Source organism: Streptomyces sp. 796.1 (assembly GCF_047525675.1).
Classification (GTDB): Bacteria; Actinomycetota; Actinomycetes; order Streptomycetales; family Streptomycetaceae; genus Streptomyces.
The window spans coordinates 25,758-44,302 of sequence record NZ_JBLIWA010000013.1 but is presented as its reverse complement, the minus strand read 5'-3'; the positions used below and the strand labels follow the sequence as shown (position 1 = coordinate 44,302).

Genomic DNA, 18,545 nt, shown 5'->3' with positions numbered 1-18,545 from the left:
GCCACGGCTGCGCCGACGGTGGGCCGCTGACCGCGCGCCCCGCGCCGTACCGCCCGCGACCGCCCGGCCCCACCAGCCGCCCCCGCCCCCGCACCCCGTACCCAGCACGAACCCCCGCTCCCGCCACAGGCCGAACGGCCCACAGCGGGAGCGGGGGTGTGTCCGCCCAGCGGGTCACCCGGGAGGAGCAGCCGGTCAGCGATCGGCTACGAGGCCAGCCGCTCCGCGATCCGGGCCGCCGACGTGCCGAGGCCCGAGGGGCCGGGCGCGGTCCAAGCGTCCCGGGGGGCGGCGGGGGCCGCGGTGGCCACAGCGGCGGCAGGGGCGAGAGGCGCTGCGGGAGCGGCAGGTGCCGCAGGAGCGGTGGGTGCCGCAGGGGCCGCGGGCGCCGGCGGTGCGGCCGTCCGGAGTGCGGTCGGCACCGTCGCCGCCGCCGAGTCGGCGAGGCCCGTCGCCAGGTGCCCGCCCCTGGGGGCGAAGTTGCGCCGCAGGTCGGACTCCTTGTAGCGGGCGCACTCGCGGTGCCAGTTGAGGATGCCGGCGATCCAGTCCTTGAGCTCGGCCACGTACGTGTCCACCTCGGCGCGGGCGGCCGGCGGCAGCTCGAAGTCGTCGTAGAGCACGGGAAGTTCGTACTGTGCGACGTGCAGGAACTGGCTGAGCCTGGCCTCCATCAGCTCGTGGACCAGGCGCAGCCCCGTGGCGTAGTCGACGCCGAAGAAGTTCTGCACCACCAGGACGCCGTTGTGGATCTCGCCCTCGTACTCGATCTCCTTCTGGTACGAGAAGACGTCGTTGAGCAGCGTCGCGTAGTCGGAGACGGCGTTCTCGATGGCGCGCACCGGGCCGCTGCGGTAGACCTCCGGGGGCACCTGCTGGCTGTGGCGCAGCCGGCACAGGCTCATCGTGAGGTCGGAGCCGAAGGTCTTGCGGCGCATCTCGATGTAGTCGATGGGGTCGGGGATGCGGTTGTGGTACTGGTTCTCCAGCTCCCACAGCCAGCTCTCGGTCATGTCGTCGACCGCCGTGCGGAAGGCCCTGCGGGCGGCCGGCTCCATGCTGCCTGCGGTGCGGACCCACAGGTCGATCAGGCCCCGCTCCAGGGCGTTGACCGGCTCGGGCGGCGCGGTCGACTCGTCCAGCGGCATGCAGGCCGACAGCCGCTGCGTGCACTGCTTGGCGCCGGCCAGGTCGCGGGTGTTGCCGAAGACCACGGGGTAGTAGTCGTCGCCGTAGGTGCCCCACGCCAACCAGCAGGCACTGAGGTCCAGTTCGTCCTGCGTGGCGTCGGGGTCCAGGCCCGCCGAGCACAGGGCGAGGTCGTAGCCGGCCATCTTCCGCGCGTCCCACACGTCAGAGCCGGGGACGCCGGGCTGCGCCTCCAGCAGGCCCATCCGCTCCGCCCAGTCGAGCACGTGCCGGCGCGCGCCCTCCAGGTGCGGGCTGAGCTGGAGCGGGAACGGCGGGTCGAGCGGCGGGATGACGGAGGGACCGACCTTCTCGTACGGGGTGTGGGAGTACGAGCGCAGCCGCTTCGCACCGGTGAGGGCGATCAGTGACTTGATGTTGGCCGATTCCGTGCCGATGCCGGTCAGCACGAACGGGCCCCAGGGGGTGAGGCCCGACGGGGCGCCGGCGCCGCCGCCGTTCATGTAGCGGCTGGAGCGCATGTGCCACTCGTGCCCGCCGGACTGCCAGTCCTGGAGCCCCTTGACGTACAGCAGCACGTCGGCGCACTCCTGCGGGGTGAGCCCCTGCTCGACGAAGAGCGGCGGGAGTTCGAGCAGGGTGGTGTTCTCGAACTGGTGGAGCCGCGAGGTCAGCAGGTCGTTGACGGCGTCCGCGGCCTCCTGCGTGGAGCAGCCGAGGAAGCGTTCGAGGACGAGCACGCCGTTGCTGAGCTCGCCCTCCTCCTCGATCTCCCGCTGGTACGAGAAGAGGTCGTTGCGCAGGTGGACGGCGTCGGAGAAGGCGTCGCACAGCACCCGCAGCGGGCGGGACGCGGCCACCTGGGCCGGCACCTCGGCGCCCACCGCGTACTCCACGAGCCCCGACGACCAGGGCGCCCCGCCGACCTTGCGGCGCATCTCGATGTACTCGACCGGGTTGGACACCCGGTCCGCGTTGATGTTGGACAGCTCCCACAACGACTCGTTGAGCAGGTTCTCGGTGCTCTCGGCGAAGCGGGCCCGCCAGTCGAGCGACATGCTCGGCACGGTCCGCCGCCACAGGTCGGCGAGGCCGGCCTCGACCGGGTTCGCCGGCTCGGGCATCGGGGTCGCCAGGTCCATGGGCATGAACTCGGGCAGCCGGATGAGGTGTTCCTTGCCGGCCGTACGGTCCTGGGTGCGCTTGAACTTCTCCAGGAAATAGTCGTCGAAGAAGAAGACCCACACGTACCAGTCGGTCACCAGCGAAAGGGCTTCGGCCGAGGTGTCCGGGTGGGTGTACGCGCACAGCAGGGCGTAGTCATGGGCGTCCAGATCGCTCTGGTCCCAAATGCCGGACCCCTCCAGCATGTTCATTTCGCGGGCCCAGGTCCGGGAATGCTCACGGGCCGCCTCGACATGCGGGTTCAGCCGCGCCGGATAAGGCACGTAGAAATCCGGCAGCTCAAACGGCTGCGCCATGTTGCCCACCTTTCACAGAGGTACGGGGGGATGCACGGAACTCGTGGCGGGGGCGGAGGACAGGCGCCCGGCGCATGCCTACGTGCCGCGTACACACATGCGTACGCGCGTACGAAAAAAGGAGGGGCAGCGGCCACTCCTTCGCACCACACGCTGTCCCCCTGGCCACACTGATCCCAACCGCCACAGCACTACCCGGCGGCGTCAGGGATTACCCACCCGCTTGCCCGTGCATTTTTCCTTACTTCACGCCCGGTCGGACGCAGTTGACGGATCGCTGGACAATGCGGTGCACCTGCGCTAACGCGGGGCGGACGGGGGTGGAAGGGCGGGCTGGGGCGGGCCGGGCGCGGCGCCGTGGTGGGGTGGGCGCCGCGCCCGGCCGGTGCCAGATCCGGCGTCAGAGCCGGTGTCAGGTCCAGTGCCGGGATCGCCGTCGCTGTCGGTGGGTCAGCGGTTGCGGTGCAGCGGGATGCGCAGTTCCTTCAGCCACTGGTTGCGCAGGTAGTCGCGGGCCTTCACGACCACTTCGCCCTTGCTGACCTGCACCCGAAGGCCGGTGTTCTCGGCGCCCGAGACCGCCGTCTCGCCGCCCTTCCCGTCATCGGTGAACGAGGTCTGCACCGCGCCGGTGTTGACGACCGTGAACCCCTCCAGGTTGCCGGTCCCGGGCACCACCTTGCGCACCGCCCAGTCGGAGAGGCCCAGGCTCCAGTGGGTGTGCGAGGTGAAGAGCACCGCGTCCTTGTACTTGCCGAGAATGCCGAGCACCCGATCGGCCTGGAGGTAGTCGCCGCCGTACATCTTGTTGCGGGTGCCGGAGACCGTGTCGGGCAGGACGTGGTGCGAGAAGACCATCACCGGCTTGCCCTTGCGCTGCCAGTGCGCCAACCGCTGGTCCAGCCACGCCAGTTGCGCATCGCTGAACCACACCTCGTCCCACTTCGTCGCGTCGTGGTACTTCATGTACTTCTCGGTGCCGAGCATCAGCATCGGCACGCCGTCCACGACGCGCTCGTAATAGACCTTGTCCAGGCCGGTGAAGTCGTAGAAGTTCTGGAAGAGCTCACTCTCCTTGGTGCCGTTGGGCCAGGTGCTCTGGCAGAGCTTGTTCGGGTTGCAGTACTTCGGCACGTAGAACTCGTGATTGCCGATGGTGAAATACGTCTGCTTCGGGTGCGGGTGCGCGTCGATCGTCTTGCGCACCTCCGCGTATTCCTGCGGATATCCGCGGTTGGTGATGTCGCCGTTGACCACCAGGGCGCTGCTCTTGCCCGGCAGCCCCTTCATCTGGTCCAGCGCCCGCCCGAGATCGGCGGTGTCCCCCTGGACGTCGCTGACCACGTCGAAGGTCACGGCGCGGTGCCGGTCCTTGCTGCCGTGGCCACCGGCGGCGGCACCCGCCGGCACCAGGGCGGCTGCGGCGAGACCGAGTGCGGCGGTGAGGACGGCGGCTGCGGAGACTGCGGTGCGTTTCACGGGGACTCCTGATCGCTGACGTGCTGGCTGGTGCGCGTGGTGCGGGCCCGGGGCGCTGGGTCCCGGGCCTGAGCAGCGAAACAGCGCACCCTGAGCAGCCGCGGAAGCGATGCACAGCGGAATGTGTCCGGCGCGTGAATTATTACGAGTGGGTTACTGGTCTAGGCCGAGCGGGCGGGCCCGGTACGCCCCGGCCGCGCCGCCCCCGCCCCGCGGCCCCCGCATATCCTGCGTACGCAGACCCGCAGACCCGCAGATCCAGACCGCCGCACCAGGAGGCTGCCATGACCGCGACCGCACCCACCGCCGTCATCACGGGCGCGAGCAGCGGCATCGGGGCCGCGACGGCGCGCCGGCTGGCCGCCGCCGGCTACCGGGTGGTCCTCACCGCGCGCCGCACCGAGCGGATCGAGGCGCTGGCGGCCGAGTTGACGGCGGCCGGCCATGCGGCCGTCGCGTACCCGCTGGACGTCACCGACCGCGCCGCCGTCGAGGCGTTCGCCGCCTCGCTCGACGCGTACCCGTCCGTCGACGTGCTGGTCAACAACGCGGGCGGGGCGCTCGGCGCCGACCCGGTGGCCAGCGCCGACCCGCAGGACTGGCGCACCATGTACGAGACGAACGTGCTGGGCACGCTGCACCTGACGCAGACGCTGCTGCCGGCGCTGACGGCGGCCGGCGCCGCGACCTCCGGGGCCGGGACGGTGGTCATCGTGTCGTCCACGGCCGGGCACGGCACGTACGAGGGCGGCGGCGGTTACGTGGCCGCCAAGCACGGCGCGCACGTGATCGCCGAGACGCTGCGGCTGGAACTGTGCGGCACTCCGGTGCGCGTCATCGAGGTGGCGCCGGGCATGGTGAAGACCGAGGAGTTCGCCAGCACCCGCTTCAAGGGCGACCTGACGCGGGCAGCGGCCGTCTACGCGGGCGTGTCGGAGCCGCTGACCGCCGACGACGTGGCCGACACCATCGAGTGGGCCGTCACCCGCCCCGCCCACGTCAACATCGACCTGCTGGTGGTACGGCCGCGCGCGCAGGCTTCCAACTACAAGGTGCACCGGGAGAGTTGAGACCCGCTGCGGACCCCCGCGGCGGGTCAGCCCGGTCGGCTCGGTCAGCCGGTTCGGCCAAGTCGGCCCGGCCGGCCGCCGGCTCCCGCCCCCGGGCAGGCGGCCCGGCAGCGGCCCAACCACGCAGCCACGCACGTGCGGGGCCCGAGCCCCCCGGCCCCGGGCCCCGCACGCCGTACGGCGCCGCGCGCTACCCCTTCACGCACACCACCTGCTTGAGCTTCGCCACCACCTCGACCAGGTCCCGCTGCTGGTCGATGACCTTCTCGATCGACTTGTACGCGCCGGGGATCTCGTCCACCACACCGGCGTCCTTGCGGCACTCCACGCCCTTCGTCTGCTCCTCCAGGTCCTGGGTGGAGAAGCGCCGCTTGGCCGCGTTCCGGCTCATCTTGCGGCCCGCTCCGTGCGAGGCGGAGTTGAAGGAGGCCGCGTTCCCCAGGCCCTTGACGATGTACGAGCCGGTGCCCATGGAGCCGGGGATGATGCCGAGTTCGCCGGCGCCGGCCCGGATCGCGCCCTTGCGGGTGACGAGCAGGTCCATGCCGTCGTACTGCTCTTCGCTGACGTAGTTGTGGTGGCAGGAGATGACCTCGTCGAACGTCACCCGTGCCGTGCGGAACTCGCGCCGCAGGACCTCCTGGAAGAGCGCCATCATGATCGACCGGTTCTTCTTGGCGTACTCCTGGGCCCAGAACAGGTCATTGCGGTACGCCGCCATCTGCGGGGTGTCCGAGACGAAGACGGCCAGGTCACGGTCGACGAGGCCCTGGTTGTGCGGGAGCTTCTGGGCCTGGCCGATGTGGTACTCGGCCAGTTCCTTGCCGATGTTGCGCGAGCCGGAGTGCAGCATCAGCCACACCGCGCCCTGCTCGTCCAGGCAGACCTCGACGAAGTGGTTGCCGCCGCCGAGCGTGCCCATCTGCTTGGTGGCCCGCTCCTGGCGGAACTTCACCGCATCGGCCACGTGGTCGAACCGGGACCAGAAGTCGTCCCAGCCCGCGGTCGACAGCCCGTACAGCCGGCCCGGGTCCACCGGCGAGTCGTGCATGCCGCGGCCCACCGGAATCGCCTGCTCGATCTTGGACCGCAGCCGCGACAGGTCGTCCGGCAGGTCGCTGCTGGTCAGCGACGTCTTCACGGCGCTCATGCCGCAGCCGATGTCCACCCCGACCGCCGCCGGGCAGACCGCGCCGTGCATGGCGATCACCGAGCCGACCGTGGCGCCCTTGCCGTAGTGCACGTCCGGCATGACGGCCAGGCCCTTGATCCACGGCAGGGTGGCGACGTTGCGGAGCTGGTCCATCGCACCGCCCTCGACCGTGGCCGGATCGGCCCACATGCGGATGGGCACCCGTGCGCCCGCTACCTCTGTGTACGTCACGTCGTACCCCATTCCCCCGTGAAAGACAGAAAAAGCTAGAAAAGTGAAAAGCCGGACCTGGCGCTACATTCATGACCGTGAACCGGCGAACGCGCTAGCGGTTGAGGTAAACATTGTCTCCATCGGCCGCCCTGGTGCGGCAACCAGTTTTCCGGGGAAGGGAGCCGCGGACAGTGCAGCGAAGGCCGTACGTACCGGGCACCGCGCTGACCGCCGCCGCGCTCGTCGCGGGGCTCGCCGGATGCAGCGGGGAGACCGCCGCCACCAGCAACGACAAGAACCAGCCAGGCAGTTCCAGCTCGACGACGAACGCACGGCCCGGCAAGTTCCGCACCCTCCCCGAGCCCTGCGGCAGCGTCGGCACCGACACCCTGCGCGCCCTGCTGCCCGGTCTCGACGACCAGGACGAGGAGGCGCAGGAGGCGGTGTTGGAGGGCCAGCCGGCCGTCACGTACGACACCGACCGCCGGGTCGGCTGCCGTTGGAAGCTGACGACGCCGGAGGGCTCCCGACACCTGACGCTCGACTTCGAGCGCATCGTCTCCTACGACCCCGAGGTCGGCGACGACGAGCGGGCCGCCGCCGCGTACGCGAAGAAGGCGAAGGCGGCGAAGATCCCGCTGGTCGACGCCACCGCGAGCCCGGGCAGCGGCCAGCCGAGCGAGACCGAGAGCGCCTCGCCGACCCCCGGCGGCACCGCGGCGCCGCAGACCGGGGCCGCCACCGCGGACGACGGGGTCACCACGGCCGACGCCGACCAGCCGGACATCGTGCGGGGCACGGGCGAGGCCCCGACCACGGATCCGCACGGCCGGGCGGACCTGGCCGACACCACCGCCTGGCACCTGGCGTCCGCGCGCGACGCCGGGCAAGGGGCGGAGAGCGGTGCGGTGCGGGTGGTCGCGCCGACCGGCGACCCGTCCGCCACCACCTCCGCCACGCCGTCCACGGGCGGCACGCCCTCGCCCGGCGGCAGCCCGTCCGACGGCAGCGAGCCGGGCGACGACGCCGGGGAGGCGCCCGACCTGTCCCCGCGGCAGCTCGACGGGATCGGCGACGAGGCGTTCTTGAACGACGAGTTCAACACCGCCGACTCCGGCGTGCACCGCGACATCACCATCGTCTTCCGGTCGTCGAACGTGATCGTCACGCTCGAATACGACCAGTGGTCCACCGACCCGCAGCACCTCCCCGACAGCGCCGAGCTCCAGGAGAAGGCGCAGGGGCTGGCCCGTAAGCTGCCCGGACGGTTCGGCGACTAGGACGGATGCCAGGACGTGGACGTGCGGGACCCGTACGGCGAGCCTCACGGCACGTACGTACGAGCGCGACGGGGGCGGCGCCCACGGCCCCGGCGGTCCCTGCGGCCCGCGCTGCCGGCGCCCAGGCCACGGCCGGCGCGGGGCACGGGGTGCCGCGCACCGTCACGCTTCGGCGACTAGTTCAGCGAATACCGTCACGGTTCGGCCGACCTGCGGCCACGGCCGCGTACCGTGCCGAACGAGTCACGCGGCGGGAGGGCCGCCCACCGACAGAGAATGAGCGAAGGACCATGCACCGAACAGCACCGAGACTCGCCCGAATGCTCGCCTGCGCAGCCGTACCGGTGATGGCGGTCGCCGGGTGCTCGTCCGACTCGGGGGACAAGGACCCGAAGGACGACGCGTCGAAGTCGGCCTCCGTCAACCCGTCGCCGACCGTCGTCGCCGCGCGGTACGCCAAGCTCCCCGAGGCGTGCAAGACGCTGGGCAAGAAGACCGTGGACGAGCTGGTCCCGGAGGCGAAGGACGAGAAGGGCAAGACGCTTCCGTCGGCGAACATCAACGAATCCGCGAGCTGCCTGTGGTCCGGCCTCGACGGGTACCAGTACCGCCAGCTCACCGTCTCGATGAAGCTGTTCCCCTCCGAGCTCAACCTCGGCACGGGCGACAAGCGGGCCGCCGGCTACGCCGCGCAGCAGACCGAGCGGGCCGGCACGGCGGACGGCGCCCGGGGCGCCAAGAAGGGCACCGCCACCGGCATCGGCGACGAGGCCACGACCGTCGGCACGGCCACGAAGAAGGACGGCGACGACTTCAAGAACGAGACGGTGGTGGCCCGCGCCGCCAACGTCGTCGTGACGGTCGAGTACCGCGGCGCCGGCTACGAGGACGCGAAGCCGCCGAAGCCCGACGACCTCCAGAAGGACGCGCAGAAGGCCGCCAAGGAGGTGGTGTCCGCGGTCGCCAGGGCCAACGAGGACCAGCCCACGGAGTCGGCCAGCCCCAAGGGCAACACGGGCTCGAACCCGGGCTCCGGCTCGGACACCGACAGCGACGACGACCACAAGAGCACCGACAAGAACGGTGACGGCGACAGCGACTCCGGCAAGAGCAGGGGCTCGGGCCGCCACTGAGCGGGTTGGTTCCCGGTGGGCGGGGGCGAAGGTTGCCCCCGCCCACGGCCGGGAGCGGGTTGGTGGCGGGGCCGGGTGTTTCCGGTCCCGCCACCGTCGCGTACGGGCCGTATCCGCGGCCGGCCCCGTACCACCGGAAGCGCAGGTGACAGCCGTACGCACGACGCCGCGGCGGTCACGGAGCGCGACATGAACGCACCGTACGCGACGACGGCCCGCCCAAAACGGGGCGCAGACCCCGGCGCGTGCCGGGAACAGAGCGCTGCCGCACGCCTGTTCGCCCCTGGGGGCACTCCGCGCTTGACGCGTATGCCAGGCTTGGCGCGCTAGTTGCCGAGGGCGGGGAGGGATCGCGGGTGGCCGCGATGCAATTGACGCGCACACACCGAATACTCATCGGGGTGATCATCGCCGGTGCGGTGGTGATCGCCGCGATCGGGTTCGTCGGGTCCTACGCCGCGGTCCGTGACCTCGCGCACGACAAGGGGTTCGGCAGCTTCGCCAACGTCTTCCCGATCGGCATCGACGCCGGAATCGTCGTACTCCTCGCCCTCGACCTGCTGCTGACGTGGATTCGCATCCCGTTCCCGCTGCTGCGACAGACCGCCTGGCTGCTGACCGCCGCCACCATCGCCTTCAACGGCGCCGCCGCCTGGCCCGACCCGCTGGGCGTCGGGATGCACGCGGTCATCCCCGTCCTGTTCGTCGTCGCCGTCGAATCCGCCCGGCACGCGGTCGGCCGCATCGCGGACATCACCGCGGACCGCCACATGGAGTCCGTCCGCGTCGCCCGCTGGCTCCTCGCCCCCTTCCCCACCTTCCGGCTCTGGCGCCGGATGAAGCTGTGGGAACTGCGCTCCTACGACGAGGTCATCCGGCTCGAACAGGACCGCCTCGTCTACCGCGCCCGACTGCGCGCCCGCTTCGGCCGCGCCTGGCGCCGCAAGGCACCCGTCGAGTCCCTCATGCCCCTGCGACTGGCCCGCTACGGCGTACCGCTGTCCCAGACCGCCCCGGCCGGCCTGGCCGCAGCCGGCATCGTCATCCCCGCGGAACGGGCCCTCGCCATCGGCATCGGCGAACCGGCGGCCGACGCGGCGGGCGCCGGCGACGCGCCGCAGCGCGTGGCGGCGGAACGCGTGGATACCGAGACAAGCGCGGCTGACGGTGCCGGCGCGACACCCGGTGCGGCCGGGGCCGCCGGAGCCGGTGGGGCGTCCGCGCGCGGTCTGGCCGCCGCCGGCCCGGGCCCGGCCGCGCTGGAGCCCGGACAGGGGACCACGGCCGCCGCGTCGCTGACCAAGACGCCGCCGCAGGAGGCGGCGGCCGGGGCTGGGGCTGGGGCTGGGGCCGACGGTGGATCGGCTGCGGCCGGTGCGGGCGCGGCGGATGCGGCGGGTACGGGTGCTGCTGCTGGTGCCGGTACCGCTGCCGCCGGTACGCCGGGTGCTGGTACCGCTGCCGCGGCGGGGGCAGCCGCCCCGGCCGGTGCGGCTGCGACCGGTGGGGCGGACGGGGCTGCCGGGCCGGCGAACGCCGCGGCAGGGGCCGTACATGCGGTCGGGGCCGGGGGCACGGGTACGGCCGCAGGCGCGGGTACGGCCGCAGGCGCGGGTACGGCCGCAGGCGCGGGTACGGCCGCAGGCGCGGGTGTGCAGGCCACCCCCACCGCGCAAGCCACCCCCACCGCGCAGGCCGATCCCGCCGCGCAGGCCACACCGGCCGCGGACACCGCGCAGACCGCCGGTACCAGACCGGCCGCGCACACCGGACAGGCCCCGAACGGCGCCGGCTCCCCGCACGGCGCCGGCGCCGCTGCTGGTGCCGCACCCGCCACCGCCGCCCCCGGGCAGGCCGCCCCGCCGGCCGACGCGGCCCACCCGGCCACCACGGACGCGGCAGCGGCGGCAGGAGCAGCGACCGCCACGGTCGACACCGCGGCTCCCACCGCCGCCCAGCCGGCCCAAGCAGCACAGCCGGCCCAGGCCGCGCACCCGCACCACGCCGCCAACGGCTCCCCCGTCCCGGCGGCTGCCGCCGCGAACGGCGCGGTCGTCCACGCGGGCCAGCCCACCGGCCAGCCCGCAGCCCAAGCAGCCGCAGGCCAGCCCGGTGCCGCGACCGCTGCGGCGGCTGACGCAGGCGCCGTCGTCGAAGCCGGTCAGCCGGGTGTCGACGGCGGCCCGGTGACCGTGCCCGTCGGCTCCGGCGGACGCCGCCGTACGCTCGGCAACGCCCAGTACGGCGGCCACCCGGGCCCGGCGGGCGGCTACCCCGACGAGCGCCCGTACCCGGTCGAACTCGCCTACCCGGACGAGCGCCCCTACCCGCAGGAGCAGCCCTACGCGCCCGAGCAGCGGGCCGCGGCGCACCGCGACGAGTGGCGGGCCGGCGGGTACGAGGACCACTACGAGGAGCGCCGCATCGAACGGCGCGTCGAACGGCGCGAGAGCCTGCGCGAGGAGCGCGGCGGCGACGCGCACCACGCGAACGGTGCGTACGACGGCCGGCGGGCCGCCGACCGGCGCGGCGCACCGGCCGCGCTGCCTGACTACCCGTCGGACGCCACCCAAGAGATCGCGCTCTCCGCGCTCACCGACGACGTGCCGCAGTCCGCGCTCCCCGACGACGTGCCGCGGGACGAGGCGTTCTACGGCGCCTTCCGCCGGTTCGTGGTGGAACGCGGCGCGTTCCCCGACTCCCGACAGTTCAGCCGCTACCTGCTCGACCTGTACGGCATAGCCGGCGTCGGCGGCGGCCCGCTCCCCGCCCACGGCCTGCGCCGCGAGCTCCGCGAACTCCGCGAGCGCTACCAGATAGAAATGGAGACCCAGCACACCCCGTAACGCCCCCGCGGGGGACTTGCGGGCCTGAGGGTTTGCGGGGGCGGGGCACAGGCCCGGCGAGCGGTAGCCGGGGCGCGCCCCCGTCGCGCCCCCGCCCTACGCCCGCTTGCCCCGCCGGGACAGCCGCCCCAGCTCGCCCCAGAGCGCGCACCCGAGACCGACCACGGTGATGACCACGTAGCCACTGTGAGGAATGTCGAACCACTGCTGGAGCAGCCCCCACGGCTTCTCCCCGAAGGCGCGCCCGCAGATGCCCAGCGCGCCCTGGACGGCGGCGACGATTCCGGCGATGCCCACGATCTCTCTCATGGCCCAAGCGTCTCCGGACCGCCCGCGCCACACGTCCTCCGCGCGGGCGAAAGACCGGTGGCCCGAACGATGCAGCCGCCTCCCGCGCCCGTCCGTCGAACGATGCAGCGCACCCCCTGCCGCGCCCCTGCGGACACCCCGCACCCGCCCCCGCCCAGACATGCCGAGGGCCCGTGGGGACATCCCCACGGGCCCTCACCCACACCCCCGCGCCAGCCCATCAGCCGGCGCGGTGGTGGTTACGCCTTGGCGCCCAGCAGGTGGCGCACCCGGTCGGCGCCCACGGCCAGCAGCAGGGTGGGCAGCCGCGGGCCGGTGTCGCGGCCGACCAGCAGGTGGTAGAGGAGCGCGAAGAACGTGCGCTGCGCCACCTTCAGCTCAGGCGTCGGCTTCGCGTCCGCCGGCAGGCCCGCCTGGATCTTGGGCACCCCGTAGACGAGGGTGGTCAGGCCGTCGAGCGACCAGTGCGTGTCCAGCCCTTCGAGCAGCAGCCGCAGCGACTCGCGGCCCTGCTCGTCGAGCGAACCGAGCAGCTCCTCGTCCGGCTCCCCGCGCACCAGGGTGCGCTGGTCGGCCGGGACCTGGGTGGTGATCCAGTTCTCGGCCCGGTCGAGCCGGGGCCGCACCTCGTCGAGCCCGGCGATCGGGTTGGCCGGGTCCAGTTCGCTGAGGATGCGCAGCGTCTGGTCCTCGGCGCCCGCCGTGACGTCCACCACCGAGGCCAGCGTGCGGTACGGCAACGGGCGCGGCGTGCGCGGCAGTTCACCGGCCGCGGTCCGGGCGGCGCGGGAGTGCGCGGCGGCGTCGGCCGGCAGCGCCGTACCGTCCGCGACCTTCGCCTCCAGCTTGTCCCACTCGTCGTACAGCCGCTGGATCTCCTGGTCGAAGGCGACCTTGAAGGACTGGTTGGGCCGGCGGCGCGCGTACAGCCAGCGCAGCAGCGGCGCCTCCATGATCTGGAGCGCGTCTGCCGGCGTGGGCACGCCGCCGCGCGAGGAGGACATCTTGGCCATCCCGGAGATGCCGACGAACGCGTACATCGGCCCGATCGGCTGCTCGCCGCCGAAGATGCCCACGATCTGCCCGCCGACCTGGAACGAGGACCCGGGCGACGAGTGGTCCACGCCCGACGGCTCGAACACCACGCCCTCGTACGCCCAGCGCATCGGCCAGTCGACCTTCCACACCAGCTTGCCGCGGTGGAACTCGCTCAGCCGCACGGTCTCCGCGAAGTCGCACGCCGAGCAGGTGTACGTGAGCTCGGTCGTCTCGTCGTCGTAAGCGGTGACGGTGGTCAGGTCCTTGCCGCAGCCCCCGCAGTACGGCTTGTACGGGAAGTAGCCCGCGGTACCCGCCGCGCCGTCGTCCTCGGCCGCCGCGCCGGAGCCCTCAGCGGCCTCCAGCTCCGCCTCGTCCACCGGCTTCTGCGACTTCTTCGGCGGCGCCTTCTTCGTCCGGTACTGGGCGAGCACGGCGTCGATGTCACCGCGGTGCTTCATGGCGTGCAGCACCTGGTCGCGGTAGACGCCCGAGGTGTACTGCTCGGTCTGGCTGATGCCGTCGTACTCGACACCGAGCTCCGCCAGCGCCTGCTCCATCGCGGCCTTGAAGTGCTCGGCCCAGTTCGGGTACGCGGAACCGGCCGGCGCCGGCACCGAGGTCAGCGGGCGCCCGATGTGCTCGGCCCACGACTCGTCCACCCCGGGCACCCCGGCCGGGACCTTGCGGAACCGGTCGTAGTCGTCCCACGAGATCAGGTGGCGCACGGCGTACCCGCGGCGCCGGATCTCGTCGGCCACCAGGTGCGGCGTCATGACCTCACGCAGGTTGCCGAGGTGGATCGGGCCGGAGGGGCTGAGTCCCGAGGCGCAGACGACGGGTTTGCCCGGGGCACGTCGCTCCGCCTCGGCAATGACGTCGTCCGCGAAACGGGAGACCCAGTCGGCCTCGATGCTCTGAGCCACGGTCGGCACTTCCTTCCTTGCGGTCCTGGCAGGGCCATTCTCCCAGACGCCCCGGTCCGGGCCCGCTCCCCACGGCGGGCGGGGCGGGGCCCGGGCCGGGCAGGGGTGGTCGGCCAGGAGGGCCAGGGGGCAGGGGCGCCCGACCCCGCAGGTATTCCGAGAACCCATCGGGCCCGCCGTGGGATACTTGGCCGACCCTTCGCACCTCCCAACGGAATGGCGCACCTGTTATGGCCTCGGTCCCTTCCCTTTCCGCTACGGTCCACCAGCGCATCGCGAACGCCCTCTCGGCAGCCCTGCCGGAGGCCGGTTCCGCGGACCCGCTGCTGCGACGAAGCGACCGGGCGGACTTCCAGGCCAACGGGCTGCTGGCGCTCGCGAAGAAGCTCAAGGGCAACCCGCGGGAGCTGGCGGGCCAGGTCACGGCCGTGCTCGACGGCACGGCCGAGGGCGCCGAGCGCCCGGCGGACGACGTCCTCAAGGACGTCGAGGTGTCCGGCCCCGGCTTCCTCAACATCACCGTCAGCGACCAGGCGATCGTCCGTACGCTGGCCGCCCGCGCCGCTGACGAACGGCTCGGCGTCCCGTACGCGGAGCACCCCGGCACCACGGTGATCGACTACGCGCAACCCAACGTCGCCAAGGAGATGCACGTCGGGCACCTGCGCTCGGCCGTCATCGGCGACGCCGTGGTGCGCATCCTGGAGTTCTCGGGCGAGCAGGTGGTGCGCCGGCACCACATCGGCGACTGGGGCACCCAGTTCGGCATGCTCATCCAGTACCTCACCGAGCACCCGCACGAGCTGGACCACGGCGACGCCGCCGAGGTCACCGGCGAAGAGGCGATGTCCAACCTGAACCGGCTCTACAAGGCGTCCCGCGCCCTGTTCGACTCCGACGAGGGGTTCAAGACCCGGTCCCGGGACCGGGTGGTGGCCCTCCAGTCCGGGGACGAGGAGACGCTGGCGCTCTGGCAGCGCTTCGTGGACGAGTCGAAGATCTACTTCTACTCGGTCTTCAACAAGCTCGACATGGAGATCCGGGACCCCGACGTGGTCGGCGAGTCCGGCTACAACGACATGCTCGACGAGACCTGCCGGCTCCTGGAGGAGTCGGGCGTCGCGGTCCGCTCGGAGGGCGCGCTGTGCGTGTTCTTCGAGGAGTTCAAGGGCCCGGACGGCAACCCCACCCCGCTGATCGTCAAGAAGTCCAACGGCGGCTACGGGTACGCGGCCACCGACCTGTCGGCCGTCCGCGACCGGGTGCAGAACCTCAAGGCGAACACGCTGCTGTACGTGGTGGACGCCCGCCAGTCGCTGCACTTCCGGATGGTCTTCGAGACCGCGCGGCGGGCCGGCTGGCTGAGCGATGACGTGCAGGCCGTGCAGTTGGCGTTCGGCACGGTGCTCGGCAAGGACGGCAAGCCGTTCAAGACCCGGGAGGGCGAGACCGTCCGCCTGGTGGACCTCCTCGACGAGGCCGTGGACCGGGCGGCTGCGGTCGTGCGCGAGAAGGCGCAGGACCTCAGCGAGGAGGAGATCACCGAGCGCGCGGCACAGGTCGGCATCGGCGCGATCAAGTACGCCGACCTGTCCACGTCGGCCGCCCGGGACTACAAGTTCGACCTCGACCAGATGGTCTCGCTGAGCGGCGACACGAGCGTGTACCTCCAGTACGCGTACGCCCGTATCCAGTCCATCCTCCGCAAGGCCGGCGAGACCCGCCCGGCCGCCCACCCCGAACTGCCGCTGGCCCCCGCCGAACGGGCGCTGGGCCTGCACCTGGACCAGTTCGCGGAGACGCTGGCCGAGGTGACCGCGACGTACGAGCCGCACAAGCTGGCCGCCTACCTCTACCAACTGGCCTCGCACTACACGACGTTCTACTCCGAGTGCCCCGTCCTGAAGGCCGAGACCACCGCACAGTTCGAGAACCGCCTCTTCCTCTGCGACCTCACCGCCCGCACCCTCCACCAGGGCATGGACCTGCTCGGCATCCGCACGCCGGAGCGGCTGTAGCGGTCCGGGGGGCCGAACCCTTCCGCGCCCGTCCGCCGCACCGCCCCGTCTCCCGCGCAATGGCGTAGGAGGCGGGGCGGTGGCGCGTGAGGGGGTCAGTAGCCGGTCTTTTCGCCTTCGGGGGCCTGGTAACAGGCGGAGGTGAGGCCCACGTAGAGCAGCGAGCGCTCCCTGCCTTTCGGCGACGGCTCCAGTGCCTCGATGCTGACCGAGAACTTGTCGGCGCGGTAATTGGCGATCAGCGTGAGCTGCTGGGCCTTGCTATGTGCCGGCCCGTAGCTGGCTATGTCCCAACCCGCGCGCGGCAGCTCTTCTTTGAGGCGGGCCATGGTCTTACGGAGATCTGTCACTGTCGCCCCCGCAATCGACCAGAAGTTGTTGATGCGATAGAACTTATCCGCGTCTCGGTCCCCGCACAGCCCTACCACATACCCCGGCGGCTTGAGGTCGCCCTCCAGATCGATGATGCGCAACAGATCGCGCGCTATCTCTGCGGATTTCTCCTTGACCTCGTCCGTCTTCCTGACCGCGGGCTCATCTTCATCCATGCCTGAACATCCCGTCATTCCCACCACCAGCATCACGGACAGAACAGCGAGGGCAGCCCGCACACGTCCCCCGCGGACACGAAGCAGATCAGGTGCCTTCGCTTTCACCCCTCGCTCACCTCGCCGTACTTGCCTACGACAACTCGCGCCTGGTTCTTCAAACTCTCGGAATCCGTATCCCAATAGCCGCTATGCCCATTGGTATCTGTACGCATCTGCTGCGCGCCGAATGTGGAGTCGCTGGGGATGATGTAAATCGATGCATCGCCGATCTGTTCTCGATGGCCATGCACATAGCGCCCGATGTCCGGAATCTTGTCGCCGTCCGCTTCCTCGTTCCAGACATGCCCCTCGGGCACGTCCAGGTCCGCCGCTCGCCCCACTTTGACGCCCGGGCTGCCCAGCGTAATGACCTCGTCCGCATTGAGGTCACCCCGGAAGGCGGCGTGGCCGATGAGCGTGCTGCCGTAACTGTGACCCATGACAGTGAGGTGCCCAGGGGAGTCCGCCGCACGCGAGGCGTGGAGGCCGTCAACAAATCCGTTGAGGCTCGAAGCGCCGTTTCTAGCGTATTCCTCGGAGAGGGGGGACTTGATGCCCTGGGGCGCGTCATAGCCGAGCCAAGTGATGGTGGAAACACTCTTCCCATCAGCCTGGGCATCGGCGGCGGTCCAGAGGTTCGTCATGCGCTTGATGTCGTGCGCGTAATTCCCCAATCCAGCATTCGTCCCCGGTACATATACCGACGTGTGATCTGCGGTGTCCGGGTTTCCGTTAGCGATGACGGCACGCCCGCGCCCCTCCGGGGAGAACGCCAGCAGATAAGCACGCGGGAAGCGGTCTTCACCCGGGTTCAGCCCATTGCGCGCGATGCGGTCCTGGATATCCTCCATCCCCCTCAGCGACGCTTCGAGGTGGGACTTCTTACCGCCCCACTTCTTGTCCCAGGCGATCCATTCGGCCGTCCTCGTCGCGATGGGGTTCCCCACCCGTCCTGGCTGGATCTTGGTCGGCTCCGGAGGTACTGCATTGAGCTGTGTCCGATAGTCAGCCTGCTTCTCCGCGAGAACCGTCCGGTTCGCCTCATCCCTCGCCACGGCAGGAAGGCCGTCCAGGCTCCCCACGCTCGACGGGTGCAGGGCAATGTAATCGGCCTGCTCGTCCTTCGACAGCGCCTTCCACCACGCGGCGTTCTCCTTGGGGGACTTGTCCTCAGGAATGTCCTCCGCGGGGAGCGCGTCGCCGAGGGCGTTCCGTACGGCGGCCATGTCCCGCTGGGCGTCCACCCATTCCGCATCGGAGATCTTCAGGTCGCTGTCCGCGTGCAGCCGCCCCAACGCCCGCGCATACCGGGCATCCACCTCGGTGGCCTCCCGGAGCGCACTCCCGATGCGGTCGACGTACTCCTGGGCCCGGGCCCGCTTTCCGTCCCCCGCGGGGGAGATGACCACACTGGGACTGCTGCCCTGCACGCTCTGCTGCGGCAGGAGAGGAGTGGCCGGGTCCTTCTCGACCCAGTGCACGGAGCCGTCGGGCCGCACGGTGAACGCCTCCGCCTCGGCCTCCGCCACGGCGTCGTTCAACTTCTGCTGCGCCACGCGGAGTTCGCGCGCCAGGTTGTTCAGCGCCGTACGGACCAGGGCACTCTCGACCTGGACGTAATGGCAGCTCTGGGCGAGACCGTGGAGGCGTACGACCGCCGCGTCAACTCCCTCACCTTTCAAGGAGAGTTGCAGGGACGTGGCGACCTCGTCCGTCACGCGGTCCTTCGCCGCGCCCGCCCCGCTGCTGAGCTTCTGCCACCCGTCGGCCGCTTCCTCCAGCTCCGCTGGCCGTAACTCCCTGAGCTGAGTGAAGGTCACCACCGCGACTGGCCCCCTTCGCCCGGGGGGGGGGGGGGGG

The 18,545-nt window shown here is 71.5% G+C and carries 12 protein-coding genes; 5 read left to right on the top strand and 7 right to left on the bottom strand.

Annotated features, from left to right (window positions below; translation table 11 throughout):
* Window positions 1-206 precede the first annotated feature (206 nt).
* Both ACMA1D_RS11285 and ACMA1D_RS11280 read right to left on the bottom strand, forming a co-directional pair.
* The gene (locus ACMA1D_RS11285; RefSeq protein ID WP_414723760.1) at window positions 207-2,630 is read right to left on the bottom strand and encodes a terpene synthase family protein; all 2,424 of its coding nucleotides are present in this window, start codon (window positions 2,628-2,630) and stop codon (window positions 207-209) included.
* A 450-nt stretch (window positions 2,631-3,080) separates the two neighbouring features.
* Window positions 3,081-4,109: a DUF4073 domain-containing protein gene (locus ACMA1D_RS11280; protein ID WP_414723759.1), complete on the bottom strand. Its 1,029-nt coding sequence runs from the start codon at window positions 4,107-4,109 to the stop codon at window positions 3,081-3,083.
* Window positions 4,110-4,393: 284 nt separating this feature from the next.
* Here ACMA1D_RS11280 and ACMA1D_RS11275 point away from each other — a divergent pair, with 284 nt between their 5' ends.
* Window positions 4,394-5,179 carry an SDR family NAD(P)-dependent oxidoreductase gene (locus ACMA1D_RS11275; protein WP_414723758.1) on the top strand — a complete coding sequence of 262 codons (786 nt, stop codon included), beginning with the start codon at window positions 4,394-4,396 and terminating at the stop codon, window positions 5,177-5,179.
* A gap of 190 nt (window positions 5,180-5,369) precedes the next feature.
* On the opposite strand, the gene ACMA1D_RS11270 is transcribed toward ACMA1D_RS11275, so the two are convergent.
* Entirely contained in the window at window positions 5,370-6,563 is a 1,194-nt protein-coding gene (locus ACMA1D_RS11270) for an RtcB family protein (protein WP_349993348.1), read from the bottom strand.
* A 173-nt stretch (window positions 6,564-6,736) separates the two neighbouring features.
* Between ACMA1D_RS11270 and ACMA1D_RS11265 the strand changes: the two genes are divergently transcribed.
* From ACMA1D_RS11265 to ACMA1D_RS11255, 3 genes are all read left to right on the top strand, one after another.
* Window positions 6,737-7,825 (top strand): hypothetical protein, encoded by a 1,089-nt coding sequence (locus ACMA1D_RS11265; RefSeq protein ID WP_414723757.1) that lies wholly within the window; start codon window positions 6,737-6,739, stop codon window positions 7,823-7,825.
* A 320-nt stretch (window positions 7,826-8,145) separates the two neighbouring features.
* Window positions 8,146-8,958: a hypothetical protein gene (locus ACMA1D_RS11260; RefSeq protein ID WP_414723756.1), complete on the top strand. Its 813-nt coding sequence runs from the start codon at window positions 8,146-8,148 to the stop codon at window positions 8,956-8,958.
* A 365-nt stretch (window positions 8,959-9,323) separates the two neighbouring features.
* Entirely contained in the window at window positions 9,324-11,804 is a 2,481-nt protein-coding gene (locus ACMA1D_RS11255) for a DUF2637 domain-containing protein (protein WP_414723755.1), read from the top strand.
* A 96-nt stretch (window positions 11,805-11,900) separates the two neighbouring features.
* Here ACMA1D_RS11255 and ACMA1D_RS11250 read toward each other — a convergent pair whose 3' ends face one another.
* Both ACMA1D_RS11250 and lysS read right to left on the bottom strand, forming a co-directional pair.
* Complete coding sequence (locus ACMA1D_RS11250) at window positions 11,901-12,113, bottom strand: hypothetical protein (RefSeq protein ID WP_414723754.1); 213 nt, start codon at window positions 12,111-12,113, stop codon at window positions 11,901-11,903.
* A 239-nt stretch (window positions 12,114-12,352) separates the two neighbouring features.
* Complete coding sequence (gene lysS / locus ACMA1D_RS11245) at window positions 12,353-14,086, bottom strand: lysine--tRNA ligase (protein WP_414723753.1); 1,734 nt, start codon at window positions 14,084-14,086, stop codon at window positions 12,353-12,355.
* A gap of 221 nt (window positions 14,087-14,307) precedes the next feature.
* Here lysS and argS point away from each other — a divergent pair, with 221 nt between their 5' ends.
* Complete coding sequence (gene argS / locus ACMA1D_RS11240) at window positions 14,308-16,095, top strand: arginine--tRNA ligase (protein WP_414723752.1); 1,788 nt, start codon at window positions 14,308-14,310, stop codon at window positions 16,093-16,095.
* A 95-nt stretch (window positions 16,096-16,190) separates the two neighbouring features.
* On the opposite strand, the gene ACMA1D_RS11235 is transcribed toward argS, so the two are convergent.
* Together ACMA1D_RS11235 and ACMA1D_RS11230 are read right to left on the bottom strand one after the other, a co-directional pair.
* On the bottom strand, window positions 16,191-16,643 hold the full coding sequence (locus ACMA1D_RS11235) for a hypothetical protein (RefSeq protein WP_414723751.1): 453 nt from the start codon (window positions 16,641-16,643) through the stop codon (window positions 16,191-16,193).
* 104 nt (window positions 16,644-16,747) lie between these two features.
* On the bottom strand, window positions 16,748-18,508 hold the full coding sequence (locus ACMA1D_RS11230) for an alpha/beta hydrolase (protein ID WP_414723750.1): 1,761 nt from the start codon (window positions 18,506-18,508) through the stop codon (window positions 16,748-16,750).
* Window positions 18,509-18,545: the final 37 nt, after the last annotated feature.

Bases quoted from the DNA above. Each gene is read 5' to 3' on its own strand.
- ACMA1D_RS11285 (WP_414723760.1), bottom strand. From the start codon at position 2,630: ATGGCGCAGCCGTTTGAGCTGCCGGATTTCTACGTGCCTTATCCGGCG.
- ACMA1D_RS11260 (WP_414723756.1), top strand. From the start codon at position 8,146: ATGCTCGCCTGCGCAGCCGTACCGGTGATGGCGGTCGCCGGGTGCTCG.
- ACMA1D_RS11250 (WP_414723754.1), bottom strand. From the start codon at position 12,113: ATGAGAGAGATCGTGGGCATCGCCGGAATCGTCGCCGCCGTCCAGGGC.
- ACMA1D_RS11235 (WP_414723751.1), bottom strand. From the start codon at position 16,643: ATGGATGAAGATGAGCCCGCGGTCAGGAAGACGGACGAGGTCAAGGAG.
- argS (WP_414723752.1), top strand. From the start codon at position 14,308: ATGGCCTCGGTCCCTTCCCTTTCCGCTACGGTCCACCAGCGCATCGCG.
- ACMA1D_RS11275 (WP_414723758.1), top strand. From the start codon at position 4,394: ATGACCGCGACCGCACCCACCGCCGTCATCACGGGCGCGAGCAGCGGC.
- ACMA1D_RS11255 (WP_414723755.1), top strand. From the start codon at position 9,324: ATGCAATTGACGCGCACACACCGAATACTCATCGGGGTGATCATCGCC.